Here is a 13921-nt window from a genome sequence, read left to right on the forward strand (position 1 = left end):
GAAGCGCCCGCCGGACCCGGCGGGCGTTTTTTTTGGTTTGGGGGGGGAGATGGGGGGCTTTTCCAAAACGGACACTCTTCGTCCTCCCGGGACTGAGAGATTTGTATTGGGGGCTGCGGTAAACCGATCGGGGGTCTGTTTGCCGGACCGGAAGGCTTGCAGCCTCCGCCAAGAATCGGATGGACTGGTAGAAAGCGGAGGAGAATAACGTGACAGAGACAAAATGCTTGGCCGAGAAATTGAAGGCCGGACACCCGGTGATCACCGGGTGGTGCCTGTTGTCGGCGCCGATGGTGCCGGAACTTTTGGCTCGGGCGGGCTATGAGGCGGTTACGCTTGATTTGCAACATGGCATGCTGGATTTCGACGCGGCGGTCACAGCCTTTGCGCTGACCGCACTCGGCGGGGCGCACCGGCTGGTGCGGATCCCGGTGGGGGACAATGCGCTGGCCGGGCGGCTGGCGGATATGGGCGCCGAAGCCCTGATCGCGCCGATGATCAATTCCAGGCCGGAGGCACAAGCCTTTGCCCGTGCGGTAAAATACCCGCCGGACGGCACCCGCAGCTGGTCGCCCTACCGGGCCGCCATGTTGTCCGGCCAGACCAGCGACACCTATCTGCAAAAGGCGAATGCCCAGACCCTTGCCTTTGCCATGATCGAGACCCAGGAGGCGGTCGAGGCGCTGGACGACATCCTGTCGGTGAAGGAGCTGGACGGGATCTTTGTCGGTCCGAGCGATCTTTCCCTTTCGCTGTCCAGCGGCAGTGCGCTTGATCCCAATGGGGAAGAGACCGCCCAGATCTGCGCGCAAATTGCGCAAAAGACGTGCGCGGCAGGCAAGCTGGCGGGCATTTTCTGTCTCTCTCCGGACAAGGTGGGAGACGCCATTGCCCAGGGCTACCGGCTGATGTCTTACGGCATCGACACTGTCATGCTGGACCATTCCGCCCGGCAGGCCCTTCAAGAGGTCAAGGCAGCGCTCAAAGGTGATCGGGATCGGGCCGGACATTGATCAACTGAGCTGGGCATAAACAGGGGCAAGGCGTGCTGGCTTTGCAGGCAACTGCCTTGTGGCGTTGCCTGTTTTCCCGCAAGTCTGGGCTTGATTTGAGACAATGCATATAAATTCAAAAATTCGCAAATACTAAATTATTCTGTTTGCGACGGTTTTGAAACCCTGCGTGATGTGCTGGTTTCGGACGGAAAACCGCCGTTTTCCTCACCAGGGAGACACCCATGTGGAAGCTGGCGCTTATTCTCTTCATTATTGTTGGACCCACTTTGGCCGGAGCCGGTGCGCTTTTGCCCTTAAGTATTTTCGGGGTGTCGGATTTCAATCCGTTGCTGCTAGTGGGCAGCGCGGCTGCTGGAGCGCTTGTTGCCATTCCGGTCAGTTTTGTTGTTGCCATGCGCATAGGGGCCCTGATGGGTTCCAAGCCGTCGGCGCAACATTGACCGGATTTGCTTTGTCTGCTGAGGAGGCGGATCGCGCGCCTTGGTGTTTCCCAGCACATGCGCGATCCAATGATCTCAGCGGGCAAAGCAGACCGGCCCCTCGGGTGATGGAAAGCAGCCCATCGGCAAGCGTTGCGTCGCTTGCCCGATACACCGCATCCCGCTGCGCGAAGCGCCTTGCCGAAGGATCTGCTGTCCAGCATCAAATGGTGCAGACTGATCGCACGAGGCTCTAGCCGAGCCGTTTCATGAAATGGGCAAAGGACATCAGGCCCTCCGGCCAGGGCCCATGTCCGCTTTCCAGATTGATGTGACCGGCTTCGCCCGCATCCTGAAAGGTTGTGCCCCAGGCTTTTGAGAACGCTTCGGCCCTCTCATAGCCGCAGTAAGGATCATTCCGGCTGGCGACCAGATGGGCGGGGAAGGGCAGGGGATCGTGGGGAATGGGGCGGAAATCACCGCCGTCAAACTCCGGCACGAGCCCGTCCCGGTCCCAGTCGGACGGGGCAACCAGATAGGCGCCCTTGACCTTGCCTTTCAAGGCATGGGCGCCATGGGCGACCAGAATGCAGCCCAGGGAATGGGCTACCAGAACCACCGGGCGTTCTGCGGCTTCAATCTCGCGCACAAGCGTGTCCAGCCATTCCTTCTTGGAGGGCGTGTGCAACTCGGCCTGTTTGACCACCCGGGCCGTCGGCATCTTGTCGCGCCAGCGCAGCAGCCAATGGCCTGGCAGGGTCTTTCCATAGCCGGGGATCAGGAGAATATCGGTGTCTGAAATCTTCATCAGGGTGCCTTGCTCATACTTAGGAAAGCGGGCCGTAAAAGCCGTGTTTCAGGGCGCGGGCCCAGCCCTGGCGGCCGTTTTTCTCTGCCTCGGCGCTGGCGGTATCCCAGTCATAGGTCAGGCACTTTTCCTGAAAGTTCCAGCGGCCCCCCGAGTGGTTTTCTGAGCGGGTCATCACAGCATAGCGGGCATGGGGGCTGCCAGCCTCCATCTTGTGCCGGTTGGGATGATCGTCCTCATAGGAGGGCAGCCCGACGCTGCCCGGGTTGAGCAGGGTCTGTCCGCTGGCGTGAAGGTGGATCAGGCGGGGAATATGGGTGTGGCCGCAGCAGATGATGGGGGCTGTTTCCCCTTTCAGGGCGGCCAGCAGCGTGTCCTCATCGGGCAGGTGCCCCTTGGGGCCTTCCACTTTCTCCGTCAGGTAGCGGTCGTCATCATCCGGCGTGCCGTGGCACAGGAAGATCTCGTCGCTCAGGCGGATGGTGGGCCGGGTCGTCTTCAGCCAATCCAGGCTGAGCGCGGACAGCCGTTCGGTGGCAAAGGCATCGGTCGGGCCCATTTTTTCGATCGGATCCTCAATCACGAACCGGTCATGATTGCCGCGCACCGTAGGCCAGTTGCTTTCGCGAAGGATCGCTGCCGTCTCTTCCGGCCAGAGCGGGCCGGACACGCAGTCGCCCAGATTGACAACCACATCGGGGGCTTCCTGTTTCAAGTCGGCCAGCACGGCTTCCAGAGCCAGAACATTGCCGTGAATGTCAGACAGAACAGCGATTTTCATGAAGATCTCCCGCCAAAGGCGCCTTTAAATCAAGGTGGACCCGGGTTTGTCAAAACCAGACGGCCAGCTTTTTTGAAAGCTGCCCCGCTGTTGCCCCGGGACCGGGCTTTTTTGCCGCGCTCGCAAAAGGTCCCGGCGCGGGGCCGGGACAGTTCTTTGCGGGAGATGGCCGCCATGCCCGCCGCCAAGGGGGCGACAGCGCAATCCGCGCTTCGCATCGAAAGGGCGGACTTTTGCCGGAGGCCCGGTGTCAGTCCCGGCCGGTGCTGATTCAGCTTTTGCCGAAGACCCGCTTGAAGATAACATCGACATTCTTGGTGTGGTAGCCGAGGTCGAACCGGTCGCGGATATCCTCTTCAGACAGATATTTGCGCACATCTTCATCGTTCAGCAGTTCCGTCTGGAAGTCGACGGAGGCCGAGCCTGCCACCTGATAGCTGTCCCAGACTTTCATGGCGTTGCGCTGGACCAGACGGTAGGCGTCTTCGCGGGACGAACCTGCTTGGGTGAGCGCAAGCAGGATGCGCTGGGAATGCACGAGGCCGCCCAGCCGGTCCATATTGCCGATCATCCGTTCCGGATAGACCATCAGCTTGTCGATGACACCGGTCAGCCGGGCCAGGGCGAAGTCCAGGGTGACGGTCGCGTCCGGGCCGATCATGCGCTCCACAGAGGAGTGGGAAATGTCGCGTTCGTGCCACAGGGCGACATTTTCCATGGCCGGAACCGCGTAACCCCGAACGATCCGGGCAAGACCGGTGAGGTTTTCGGTGAGCACCGGGTTGCGCTTGTGGGGCATGGCGGACGAGCCCTTCTGCCCCTTGGAGAAGAACTCTTCGGCTTCCAGCACTTCGGTGCGCTGCAAGTGGCGGACCTCTGTGGCGACCCGCTCGATCGACGAGGCAATCACGCCGAGGGTTGCAAAATACATGGCGTGGCGGTCCCGCGGGATCACCTGGGTGGAGACCGGCTCTGCGGTCAGGCCCATGGCCTCGGCCACGTGCTCTTCCACGCGTGGGTCGATATTGGCGAAGGTGCCGACCGCGCCGGAAATGGCACAGGTGGCAATTTCTTCGCGGGCAGCCAGAAGACGGGTCTTGCAACGGTCGAATTCCGCATAGGCCTCGGCCATCTTCAGGCCGAAGGTGACCGGCTCGGCATGAATGCCGTGGGAGCGGCCAATGCACACCGTGTCCTTGTGCTCCATGGCACGCCGTTCCAGGGCTGCGAGAAGCGCGTCCAGATCGGCCAGAAGCAGGTCGGTGGCCTTGACCAGCTGAACGTTGAAACAGGTGTCCAGAACATCGGACGAGGTCATGCCCTGGTGGACAAACCGGGCGTCGGGCCCGACAATTTCGGCCAGATGGGTCAGGAAGGCGATGACGTCATGTTTGGTCTCGCGCTCAATCTCGTCGATCCGGTCAATGTCGAACGTGGCCTTGCCGCCCTTTTCCCAGATGGTGGCCGCTGCCTCCTTGGGGATGACACCGAGTTCGGCCAGCGCATCGCAGGCATGGGCCTCGATCTCGAACCAGATGCGGAATTTGGATTCCGGGGACCAGATGGACACCATGTCGGGACGGGAATAGCGCGGGATCATCGCGGACAGAACCTCTTTTTAAGGGTGTTTCTGGCTGCGGAATAGCAGAGGGGCGCGTGGCCTTCAATGTGGGCGGCCATGATTTTGCTTGCGATGTGGCCCGTGCCGGTGAATTTTGGGGCCTGTTGCGGCTCATCAGACAGACCATTGGAGATCTTCATGCAGACTTGGCGCCCCGCAGACACGATCCGGGTCAAGGCGCTGGCCCTGATCTGGCAGGACGATGCGCTGCTGCTGTCGGAGGTCTATGATGACGCTGGCCGGGTGAAAGGCATGCGCCCCCTTGGTGGCACGGTGGAGTTCGGCGAGCCCTGGCGGGACACGTTGCAGCGGGAGTTTCTGGAAGAACTCGGAACCCGCATCACGCTTCTGGACACGTATTTCGTGATGGAAAATCTTTATGAGCATCACGGCGTTTCCGGCCACGAGATCGTCTTCCTGTGCCATGCGCATTTCACCGACAACAGCTTCTATAAAAAAGACAGCTTCGTCTTTGAAGAGAGCGATGAAACGGACGGCACGGCCAAATGGGTCACGCTCGAGGAACTGGCGGCCAAACACCTGGAGCTTTATCCCGCAGGTCTTGCCGAAAAACTGTCTTCAAGAGACGTGGCTATGAGGCCAAGCCGGATCTACAGCTGAAGGGTCCCCGGTATCAGGTCGCAATATAACGGTCGCGGCGGTGGTTGATCGTGATGATGGCATTCAACACGAGGGAGCCGAAGACGGACCAGGCGACGATGGAAAAGGGAAAGAAAACCAGGGCGGCGGCGAAGATCAGAAAATCGACGGCTTGCTGCACATATCCGGCCTTCAGTCCAAACGCCTCCTGAAACACCACGGCCATGGCGCCGACGCCGCCAAGGCTGCCACCGTGGCGGATGATGGCCAGGATGCCGACACCTGAGAGGGCCCCAAAGGCCAGCGTGCCGGTCAGCGGATCAAGATGCTCAAAGACAATATAGTTTTTCAGCAGCTCCACGCAGAGGGAAAGAGCGGTGACACATACGGCTGACTTGAGCGTGAAGGCCAGTCCCATGCGTTTATAGGTGAACCAGTAGAAAGGCAGGTTCACAAGAAAGAAAACAATCCCGAACGGAGTGCCGGTCACATAGGAAATCAGCAGGGCGAGACCTGCGGTCTGGCCGGTCAGAAAGCCCAGATGGGACAGGAAGACAATGCCCAGGGCACAGGTGAAGACACCGAAGGCCAGTCCCTGCACATCATCGGCAGCGCTGTGTTTTTGAGGGGCGAGATCCGGAGCGGTGAGGGCTGGCATGTTCGGGGTTTCTCTGACTTCGCAGCAGTTTAGGAAGCCAAAATTAGAAAATTGTGCGCTGCAATGCCAGCCCCATTGCGTGGCTAACGCGCTTAAAAAAACGGCATCTTTCACGGAGTCGAGGCGGAACGGGAGTGGTCTTTACACGTCAGGCCGTAGCGGCAGGCCATCCTGAGAAATCTCCTCCGGTGCCCCATATTCTTCAGCCTCGTCCTGTCTTTCTTCAGCCATATAAAGATCGAACTTGTCCTGCGGCAGGCTGAGCCGGTTGGCCAGACAATAGATCCCGGCCGCCAGCAGGCTGACGGCAACAATATCAGGCCCGAGGGGCAAAAGGCCGGTGCCGCCGCCAAAGCCCCCCAGATAGGACAGGAGCACAAGTCCGGCCAGATAGGGCACCAGCCAGGCAGATTCCCGCCAGTCGAGCCGGTCAAAGCCGCCCTGGGCATTGCGGATCAACATAAGACCCAGGCCGAGGGCGAGGCAGATGCCCAGATGCAGCATGGTGCTCCAGCCACTCCAATAGATGATCAGACTGGCGACCACAAACGCAAGGCAGCCTGTGACGGGGGCGGCTGGAAGTGTGAAAGCCCGGGGCACATCGGGCAGCAGCCGGCGGAAGGCCAGGACCGCAACCGGTCCAACCACGAAGGACAGCACGATGGATGAGGTGTTGAGTGCCAGCACCTCGCGAAACGGCAGCAGCACGAAGAAAAGGGCAGCGACTGCGAAATTCACCAGAAGGGCGAACAGCGGCACGCCCCGCTCTGACAAGGTTTCCATGAATTTGGGAAACAGCCCGTTCTGTGCCATGGCCAGACCCAGACGGGCATTGGAGCCGACGGAGACAAGGCCGGAGGCGAAACTGGAAATCCGGGCGCTTGTGTCCAGGATGCTGACGATCCAGAGCGCTCCAACCGCCGTTGCAAGGGAGGCCATGGGCCCCAGATCTCCGGAAAAATGCAAAGACGCCCAGCCTCTTGACAGGTCCGCCTGGTCCAGGGCACCGAGAAAGGCAAGTTGCAGACCGCCATAGATCAGCAGGCAGATCACCAGGCTCAGGATCAAGGCGAGCGGCACATTGACTTTCGGGTTGCGAGCTTCTCCAGCCATGTCGATCACATGGCGGAACCCGATCAGGGCAAAGATGACGCCGCCGGTGGAAATGGCAGAGAGAATGCCTTTGAGCCCTTCAGGGGCAAAACCGCCATAATCGCTGAAATTCCCGAAGCGGAAGTCCGAGCTCAGGATGACGGAGGCCAGCAGGGCGGGTACGATGATCTTCACCCAGGTGAGGGCCGTATTGAGCCGGGCGAAGAAGCGCACACCGAAGGCGTTGAGCACCGTAAACACCAGCAGCAGGAGACAGGCAACCCCAAGCCCCCCGGCCGACAGGTGCCCGTCCGCGCCATAGAGCCATGGGGCTAGGCTTCTCGAATAGCGCAGCACCGCCTCGACCTCGATGGTCGCGGTCGTGTTGTAGCCGATCCATGCGGTCCAGCCCATGGTCATGGACACGACCGAGCCATGGGAGAAATGCGGCACCCGGCCAATGCCGCCGGCAACCGGCAGGATGGCGGCGATTTCCGCAAAAGTGGCTGCCAGCAGCAGCATGGCAACCCCGCCGATGACCCAGGCAAGCAGCGCAGACGGGCCTGCGGCCTGAGCGGCCAGAAGTGGCGCAAACAGCCAGCCGGAGCCCAAAATGCCGCTGATGGCGACAAAGGTCAGGCCCAGCAGCCCGATGCTGCGTTGCATATGTGCCAAGATAACCCCCCGGATCCTGAACGGTCTTGCCGGGAAGCTTACCTGATTGGATTTCCTTTAGGGAAGAGCTGTTGGACACCTGATCAGGCGGGTGTGGGAAGGGGGCAGTGCTCCTCTCCGCCGCACCGCTGTCTGGACGTGTCTTCCGGCTGCTTGCGTCAGGTGCTGGCGGCCTGTCGGATCGCGGATATATTGCCCGCATAGCTGTCCACCGAACCGCCCTTGAAGACGGCGGATCCGGCCACGAGCACGTTGGCTCCGGCTGCGGCGACAAGGGGGGCGGTGTCTGGCGTCACGCCGCCATCGATTTCCAGATCAATCGGCCGGTCGCCGATCATCTGCCGCAGACGCCGTGTTTTCTCCACCTGGGACGCAATGAATTTCTGGCCGCCAAAGCCCGGATTGACGGTCATGACCAGAATGAGGTCCAGCCGGTCCAGAACATATTCGATCACGGTTTCAGGGGTCGAGGGATTGAGCGAGACGCCCGCCTTCTTGCCCAGGTCCCGGATTGCCTGCAAGGAGCGGTCGAGATGGGGGGTGGCTTCCGCGTGGATGGTGATGATGTCGGACCCGGCCTTGGCGAAGGCTTCCAGATAGGGATCCACCGGCTCAATCATCAAATGGGTGTCGAAGATGCGGTCCGTGTGGGGCCGCAACTTGGCGATCACATCCGGGCCGAAAGTGATGTTGGGCACAAAATGGCCGTCCATCACGTCCAGATGGATCCAGTCGGCGCCAGCAGTGACCACATCCCGAACTTCCTGGCCGAGTTTGGAAAAGTCCGATGCAAGGATGGACGGGGCGATTTTGAGGTCACGCGGCATGTCTGGCTCCCGGAAGCTGGGCGGGCCGGGCAAGGCCGAAAAGGTCCTGAACCGGCCGTTCTGAATGTGTCAGCGCGGCTACCACGGGCGGCGGGCCGATTCAAATCCTTTTTCCTGTGGCAATTCCATTTGCGCGCCCGAGCGGCGCACTCCTGTGTGCGGACAGAGGTTACAGCCGCCCGGTAATGGCCAGGTAACGGTGGTCCGGTCCTTCAAAGCCCAGGCTTTCAACCTGGATCAGGATGGCAAAAACCGGCGGAGCTTCCGCCGGATAGTGGGTGATGATCCGGTCAATCCGGTAGGAGAGCGGACAGCGGCGGCTGGCGGGCACGCTTGTGTCCTGATTGAGCAGCCGCTGGGTGCCGCCCTGTTGCAAGGTCAGCCGGAAACCTTTCACCGCAGCGCCATATCCGGCGCACTCCGCATTTTTCAGCGGATATTCGGCAAGGGTCAGTTCCATGGGCGTGTCCCCGGGCAGCTGCGGAAAACGCGGGGCAACCGTCATGTTGTGTGGCAGGGAGCTGAGTTCGGAGGGCGGATTGTGGGCCACGGTCTTGCCTTTTCCGGAGATAGCCTTTGCTGCCAGCAGCCCCTGGGCCGTCTCAAGATTGGCGGCACGGGCGGCCTTGAGCAGAGCCTCGGGATCATATCCCAGACTGTCGTCGATCATGTCCCGGCGGCGGAACGGGGACGGCTTCACCCAGCTGTCCCCGATCACATCGAGAACAAAAATCTCCGAATAGGGAAAGCCGGAGCCGTCCTGAATGCCGTATTGCTCAAAGGCGAAAAAGGTGCCGGTCGCATTGAACCCCAGAACCCTGACCCCGGCAGTGTCTCCGGCCGCCGCGGCAAGGGACGACAGCACCAGAAGAACAGCACCGGCCAGGCCATTCAGACCCGCGTGTGCGATCCGGTTCAAAGGGGTGAAATCTGCAGGCATATCCGTCTCCTCTTGTCAGGGCCGTTGGGCCTTTGCAGGAAGACTAGCCGGAAGACACTAACTGCAAGACCCGTCTACATCACAGATTTGGCGTTTTGCCGGCAGTAGATCCGCACAAAAGGTCTCATCAACATGGGAAGAAGATAGATCGGGAACTGCCCGACGGCGAACCAGAGCCAGGTAAATTCCGGGATTGTGCCGCCAAAGGCGGCGACCATCAGCCCCATATTGCGGGTGCCGCAAGTATGGGCAATGGCATAGGCATCTTCCCGCGTCGCGGGCGAAAACAGGGCGAGCGACAGGGCGATCTGAACAATGGCCAGGCAGAAGGTGAGGGCGGTGACGGCCAGGGTGAAGAGCGGTTTTGACCAGAAACTGGCCGCCACCCCGTCCATGGCGGCGATCGCGAAAATCAACAGCAGCAGCACATTGAGCCCGCCAATATGGTCGGCGCTGCGCTGAAGCCTGGCAGCGCCTGCCAGCTTGCGGATCAGGGCTGCGGTGAGAAAGGCCCCGGCCAGGAGCACGGAGAGCTGCGCGGCGAGCCCGCTGACGCTGAGCGGCAGGGACGGGCCAAGCATCAGGCTGCCGATGAACGGGGCCGTGAGCGGTGTCGCGATCAGGGCGGCGACCGAGAGGGTCAGACTCAAGGTGCCGTCCAGCCCCAGCAGATAGATAAAGGCGGGGGAGGCCATCACCGGCGGGGCAGCCGTTGAAATAAAGAGGGCCAGAACAATATCCGGGCTTCCGGGGGCAAGATCCAGGGATCTGATCAGGAGCAAAGCCAGAAGTGGGGCGCCCAGCATCATCCAGGCCAGCGCAGCCAGCAGAAGGCCGGGCCGTTTCACCCGCTGTTTGACAGCCGCAAGATCCACTTTCAGGAAGGCAAGGGTCAAAAGGCTGAAGACGGCCAGCGCCAGATAGGGGCGCAGATAGGCGGACAGGGCCGGCAAAGCGATGCCGATAAACAGGCTGACGGCCAAGGCCGCCGTTCCGTGGCGCCCTGTAAAGGCCAGTCCTGCGCCAAGGTGTCGAATCATGAAGTCGGCTTTCTGGTCTGAGGTTCAAGAGTGATGCGGCAAAAGCGCGCTTTGGGCAAGCAGCGCGGCTTCTGGCGCATGCGGGGCCATGCGGTGCGGGCGCCGGCGGGGACGGGCAAGGTGATAATACAGGGGATAACGCAGACTTTCAGGGCGCAAACCGAATGGTGGCAGCCGAAATTTTGGAATTAGCGTACGCATTGAACTAATCTTCTGGAACCGCAACGTGAAGCAGGACGAGGCGGGCTGGCAAGAACAAGAAGACCGGTACCATCTGGACAGTTGCCTCCGGCCGGTGCCTGGCAAAGTGATGAAAATACTCAACGGTCCGCTGAGATCCTTCGATATTCTTGTGCTGGGCGCCGGTATTGCTGGCGTGGCGGCTGCTCTGCACTTGCGCCGCTTGGGTGTGAACGTGGCCCTGATCGACCGTAAACATCCCGGGCAGGAGGCCTCGTTTGGCCATGCCGGGATCGTGAAGGGCAATGGTTTCGCCCCGCCGCCGCTCCCGAGCCGCCCCTTGCAGGTGTTGACCAGCCTGAGTGGCCAGTCCTGTGCGGCATCTGCAGACCTTCCAGCACTCTACCGGCACAAGGACTGGCTGAAAGCCTATCGGGAAGCGGGCAAGGACAACGGGCTGGAGGCATATTCACGGGCGGTCGCGCCGCTCAGGGCGCTTGCTGTGGAAGAGCATCAGGCCCTGGCAGAGACGACCAATGCCCACCGCTACTATCGCAAAGGCGGCTGGCTGCATCTGTTCCGTGGCAAGGCATCCTGGATACAGGATGAGATCGAGCGTCATTATGCGCGGGTGTTTGGCGTTCCCTATGACGAACTTACAGCGGATGGCATTCATGCGCTGGAGCCGGGGCTGACGGCGTCTGACCGCAAGGGGGTTTACTGGCCACAGAGCTGTTCAGTTTCCGATCCGGGTGCGGTCACCGATGCGCTATGGCGCAGTTTTGTTCAGGAAGGCGGCAGCTCCATCCGGGGAGATGCCCTGACCTTGCAGCGGCAGGGAGGCGGCTGGGTTCTGGAAAGCGAGCGCGGGCTTGTCTTCGGGGCGGAAACGGTGGTGGCGCTGGGGGCGTGGTCGCCGGATCTGCTTCAGCGTCTGGGTGTCACCTATCCCTTTGCCATGCTGCGCGGCTATCACATGCATTTTCAGCCCCGGACCGGGGGCACCTTGTCCCGGCCTGTGGTGGATGCCGATCACGGATTTGCCCTGACGCCGACCGAAATGGGCATCCGCCTGAGCACCGGTTTTGAACTGGCAGAGCGGGACGCCCCAGCAAATCCGGCCGTACTGAAACAGGCCCGGCGGCGGGCCGATGATCTCTTTCCCCTCGGCGATCCGCTGCAGCAGACCCCCTGGCTGGGCACCCGGCTCTGCCTGCCGGATTCTCTACCGCTCTGCGGGTCCTGCCCAACGATACGCGGTCTTTGGCTCAACACCGCCCATGGCAATGACGGCTTCACCCTGGCGCCGGTCCTGGGCCGCCTGCTGGCGGAGCAGATCGTGGGCAAGGCGCCGCTGCTGGATATGAGCGCCGTCGCTCCGGTCCGGTTCGTGTTCAAAAGCGCCTGCTGACCCGGCCGGGCCCAATGGCATAAACCTGCACTAAACCCCCAGAGGAGCGGCCTAAACTTTCGTTCAAGGCCGGGTTTATAAGCCTTTGAGCTATGGCAGGACGGACCTTTGCGGGGCCAGATCAGAGCCAGCCGGTGCTTCAGCCGGTGCTGTGATCTGACCTTCAAGCAAAGGATGACTTTCCGATGAAAACACCGTTTACCTCTTCCGCCATCACCTTCTTTTCCGTCTCCGGCCTGCTGGCAAGTATGGGCGTGGCGGCGGCCGCCGTCTCTCTGGGCGACAGGCTCGGCACTACGGAAGACGAAATCCGCGCCGCCTTGACCGCGCAAGGCTACCAGGTCCAGGACATTGAAGCCGAAGACGGCGAACTGGAGGCTGAGGTCACGCTGAATGGCCAGGAGATGGAAGTGGTCGTGGATGCCTCAACCGGTCAGGTTCTGGAAATGGAGCTGGAGACCGCAGATGAGAATGAAAAAGACCGCGACTGACATCTGACCTGAGCCTGCCCTGGCCGGATCTCCCGTGATCTGCTGCGGTCCCGCCGGCCGGGGTGCCCTGGTCCGGGCAGGGCGGGCTCGCCTTTCCCCAAAAACCATGTACCAATTCTGAGGGGCTCTGAGTCGGATCACGGCCCGGATGAAGACACGGATTATGACGCAGGCCATGACTGGCCATGCAGAGGAGATACCATGCCTGCCTTTTTGCGCCGGAACGTTGCCTTGCCCTGGCTGCTGGTCGGGCTGCAGGCCCTTTGTGTCCTGTTTCTTGTCAGTGAAGAAGCCTCCGATCTGTTTCTGGGAGGTCGCCCGGCTCCGGTTCTGGACAATGACCTGATTGAGAATCTGGTTTTGGCCGTGCTGGTCGTCAGCCTGGCCGCGTCGGCCTTTCAGGTCCGCCGGGTGATGGGGCGGCAAAAGCGCCTTGAAAGTCAGGTCCGGATTGCGTCCGGCGCCTTTGCCGGCATGCTGGAAGAGCATTTTGAAACCTGGGCGCTCACCCCGTCGGAATGCGACGTTGCCATGCTCTGCCTCAAAGGGTTTTCCATTGCGGAGATTGCCGGGATTCGCAAAACGGCGGACGGTACGGTCAAGGCCCAGTGCAACGCTATCTACCGCAAAGCCGGGGTGAGCGGGCGGCCGCAGCTCTTGTCCCTGTTCATTGACGAGCTGCTGCATGGGGGTGTTCTGGAGGGGGCCGGAAGCGGTCAGTCAGGCCCAGGCGGGGCTTCCGGCAACGGCCGGGCGGACCGGCCAGACGCGCTCAGTCCTGCCTGATGCGCCCCCGGCCTGTGTGACGGACCTATCTGTCAGCTTTCCCGCAAAGGCAGGGCAACCGTATCCTTGACCGTATTGACCACGATCCGGGACTGGACGTCGGAGACGAGCGTATTGTCCAGCAGCTTCAGGCGGAGGAAATTATCATAGGTCTTGATGTCATCGGTCACCACCTTGATCAGGTAGTCGACCGCACCGGTGATGCGTTCGCAGGTGACCACTTCCGGCCAGTGATGGACGAGCTTGTCGAAAGTTTCCATGTTTTCCCGGCTGGGCACAGCCAGTTTTACAAAGGAATAGGCAACAAAGCCGAGACCGACGGATTCCCGGTCGATAATGGCTGTAATCTGCCGGATTATGCCCTGTTCCTTGAGCCGTTTGATTCGCCGCCAACAGGGCGTCTGGCTCATTCCGGCCTCCTTGGCAACTTCGGCAATGGACAAGGACGCGTCTCGCTGCAAGACTCGAAGAACTCGAATGTCTGACGGGTCGAGGAGATTTTTTTCGGTCATGGGCGGTTTTGAGAAATTTTATGCGGCTGGAAGGGTATTGGCCGTGACGATAGCACAGAAATTG

Annotated in this window: 15 protein-coding genes; 6 read left to right on the top strand and 9 right to left on the bottom strand. The window is 61.0% G+C overall.

The genetic code is table 11. The features are described from left to right. Positions 1-209 precede the first annotated feature (209 nt). The gene (locus ACXAIC_RS04990) at positions 210-1013 is read left to right on the top strand and encodes an HpcH/HpaI aldolase family protein (RefSeq protein ID WP_475174281.1); all 804 of its coding nucleotides are present in this window, start codon (positions 210-212) and stop codon (positions 1011-1013) included. Positions 1014-1237: 224 nt separating this feature from the next. Then, on the top strand, positions 1238-1456 hold the full coding sequence (locus ACXAIC_RS04995) for a hypothetical protein (protein WP_475174282.1): 219 nt from the start codon (positions 1238-1240) through the stop codon (positions 1454-1456). Between the two features lie 232 nt (positions 1457-1688). On the opposite strand, the gene ACXAIC_RS05000 is transcribed toward ACXAIC_RS04995, so the two are convergent. From ACXAIC_RS05000 to purB, 3 genes are all read right to left on the bottom strand, one after another. Further along, positions 1689-2243 (bottom strand): RBBP9/YdeN family alpha/beta hydrolase, encoded by a 555-nt coding sequence (locus ACXAIC_RS05000; protein WP_475174285.1) that lies wholly within the window; start codon positions 2241-2243, stop codon positions 1689-1691. A gap of 19 nt (positions 2244-2262) precedes the next feature. Continuing rightward, a complete protein-coding gene (locus ACXAIC_RS05005) occupies positions 2263-3024 on the bottom strand; it encodes a metallophosphoesterase family protein (protein WP_475174287.1) in 762 nt (253 codons plus the stop codon). 271 nt (positions 3025-3295) lie between these two features. Further along, on the bottom strand, positions 3296-4624 hold the full coding sequence (gene purB / locus ACXAIC_RS05010; protein ID WP_475174289.1) for an adenylosuccinate lyase: 1329 nt from the start codon (positions 4622-4624) through the stop codon (positions 3296-3298). Between the two features lie 159 nt (positions 4625-4783). On the opposite strand from purB, the gene ACXAIC_RS05015 reads away from it, so the two are divergent. Next, positions 4784-5266, top strand: a complete 483-nt coding sequence (locus tag ACXAIC_RS05015) for an NUDIX hydrolase (RefSeq protein WP_475174291.1) — start codon at positions 4784-4786, stop codon at positions 5264-5266. A 13-nt stretch (positions 5267-5279) separates the two neighbouring features. On the opposite strand, the gene ACXAIC_RS05020 is transcribed toward ACXAIC_RS05015, so the two are convergent. From ACXAIC_RS05020 to ACXAIC_RS05040, 5 genes are all read right to left on the bottom strand, one after another. Then, complete coding sequence (locus ACXAIC_RS05020) at positions 5280-5903, bottom strand: YitT family protein (RefSeq protein WP_475174293.1); 624 nt, start codon at positions 5901-5903, stop codon at positions 5280-5282. Between the two features lie 141 nt (positions 5904-6044). Then, positions 6045-7661 carry an APC family permease gene (locus ACXAIC_RS05025; protein ID WP_475174600.1) on the bottom strand — a complete coding sequence of 539 codons (1617 nt, stop codon included), beginning with the start codon at positions 7659-7661 and terminating at the stop codon, positions 6045-6047. 167 nt (positions 7662-7828) lie between these two features. Next, positions 7829-8497, bottom strand: coding sequence for a ribulose-phosphate 3-epimerase (rpe, locus tag ACXAIC_RS05030; RefSeq protein ID WP_475174296.1), 669 nt, complete (start codon positions 8495-8497; stop codon positions 7829-7831). A gap of 169 nt (positions 8498-8666) precedes the next feature. Continuing rightward, positions 8667-9437, bottom strand: coding sequence for a DUF2259 domain-containing protein (locus ACXAIC_RS05035; protein WP_475174297.1), 771 nt, complete (start codon positions 9435-9437; stop codon positions 8667-8669). A 74-nt stretch (positions 9438-9511) separates the two neighbouring features. Beyond that, positions 9512-10477 carry a sodium:proton symporter gene (locus ACXAIC_RS05040; protein ID WP_475174300.1) on the bottom strand — a complete coding sequence of 322 codons (966 nt, stop codon included), beginning with the start codon at positions 10475-10477 and terminating at the stop codon, positions 9512-9514. A gap of 310 nt (positions 10478-10787) precedes the next feature. On the opposite strand from ACXAIC_RS05040, the gene ACXAIC_RS05045 reads away from it, so the two are divergent. From ACXAIC_RS05045 to ACXAIC_RS05055, 3 genes are all read left to right on the top strand, one after another. Continuing rightward, on the top strand, positions 10788-12068 hold the full coding sequence (locus tag ACXAIC_RS05045) for an NAD(P)/FAD-dependent oxidoreductase (protein ID WP_475174303.1): 1281 nt from the start codon (positions 10788-10790) through the stop codon (positions 12066-12068). A 185-nt stretch (positions 12069-12253) separates the two neighbouring features. Beyond that, a complete protein-coding gene (locus ACXAIC_RS05050; protein ID WP_475174305.1) occupies positions 12254-12559 on the top strand; it encodes a PepSY domain-containing protein in 306 nt (101 codons plus the stop codon). Between the two features lie 201 nt (positions 12560-12760). Next, on the top strand, positions 12761-13345 hold the full coding sequence (locus ACXAIC_RS05055; protein WP_475174307.1) for a helix-turn-helix transcriptional regulator: 585 nt from the start codon (positions 12761-12763) through the stop codon (positions 13343-13345). Between the two features lie 32 nt (positions 13346-13377). On the opposite strand, the gene ACXAIC_RS05060 is transcribed toward ACXAIC_RS05055, so the two are convergent. Beyond that, positions 13378-13857 (bottom strand): Lrp/AsnC family transcriptional regulator, encoded by a 480-nt coding sequence (locus ACXAIC_RS05060; protein WP_475174309.1) that lies wholly within the window; start codon positions 13855-13857, stop codon positions 13378-13380. Between the last annotated feature and the right edge of the window lie 64 nt (positions 13858-13921).

This window comes from Roseibium sp. AWQ4_254 (genome assembly GCF_056161025.1).

Bases quoted from the DNA above. Each gene is read 5' to 3' on its own strand.
- ACXAIC_RS05020 (WP_475174293.1), bottom strand. From the start codon at position 5,903: ATGCCAGCCCTCACCGCTCCGGATCTCGCCCCTCAAAAACACAGCGCT.
- ACXAIC_RS05025 (WP_475174600.1), bottom strand. From the start codon at position 7,661: ATGCAACGCAGCATCGGGCTGCTGGGCCTGACCTTTGTCGCCATCAGC.
- ACXAIC_RS05000 (WP_475174285.1), bottom strand. From the start codon at position 2,243: ATGAAGATTTCAGACACCGATATTCTCCTGATCCCCGGCTATGGAAAG.
- ACXAIC_RS05060 (WP_475174309.1), bottom strand. From the start codon at position 13,857: ATGACCGAAAAAAATCTCCTCGACCCGTCAGACATTCGAGTTCTTCGA.
- ACXAIC_RS05040 (WP_475174300.1), bottom strand. From the start codon at position 10,477: ATGATTCGACACCTTGGCGCAGGACTGGCCTTTACAGGGCGCCACGGA.
- purB (WP_475174289.1), bottom strand. From the start codon at position 4,624: ATGATCCCGCGCTATTCCCGTCCCGACATGGTGTCCATCTGGTCCCCG.
- ACXAIC_RS05055 (WP_475174307.1), top strand. From the start codon at position 12,761: ATGCCTGCCTTTTTGCGCCGGAACGTTGCCTTGCCCTGGCTGCTGGTC.
- ACXAIC_RS05035 (WP_475174297.1), bottom strand. From the start codon at position 9,437: ATGCCTGCAGATTTCACCCCTTTGAACCGGATCGCACACGCGGGTCTG.
- ACXAIC_RS05005 (WP_475174287.1), bottom strand. From the start codon at position 3,024: ATGAAAATCGCTGTTCTGTCTGACATTCACGGCAATGTTCTGGCTCTG.
- ACXAIC_RS04995 (WP_475174282.1), top strand. From the start codon at position 1,238: ATGTGGAAGCTGGCGCTTATTCTCTTCATTATTGTTGGACCCACTTTG.
- ACXAIC_RS05045 (WP_475174303.1), top strand. From the start codon at position 10,788: ATGAAAATACTCAACGGTCCGCTGAGATCCTTCGATATTCTTGTGCTG.
- rpe (WP_475174296.1), bottom strand. From the start codon at position 8,497: ATGCCGCGTGACCTCAAAATCGCCCCGTCCATCCTTGCATCGGACTTT.
- ACXAIC_RS05015 (WP_475174291.1), top strand. From the start codon at position 4,784: ATGCAGACTTGGCGCCCCGCAGACACGATCCGGGTCAAGGCGCTGGCC.
- ACXAIC_RS05050 (WP_475174305.1), top strand. From the start codon at position 12,254: ATGAAAACACCGTTTACCTCTTCCGCCATCACCTTCTTTTCCGTCTCC.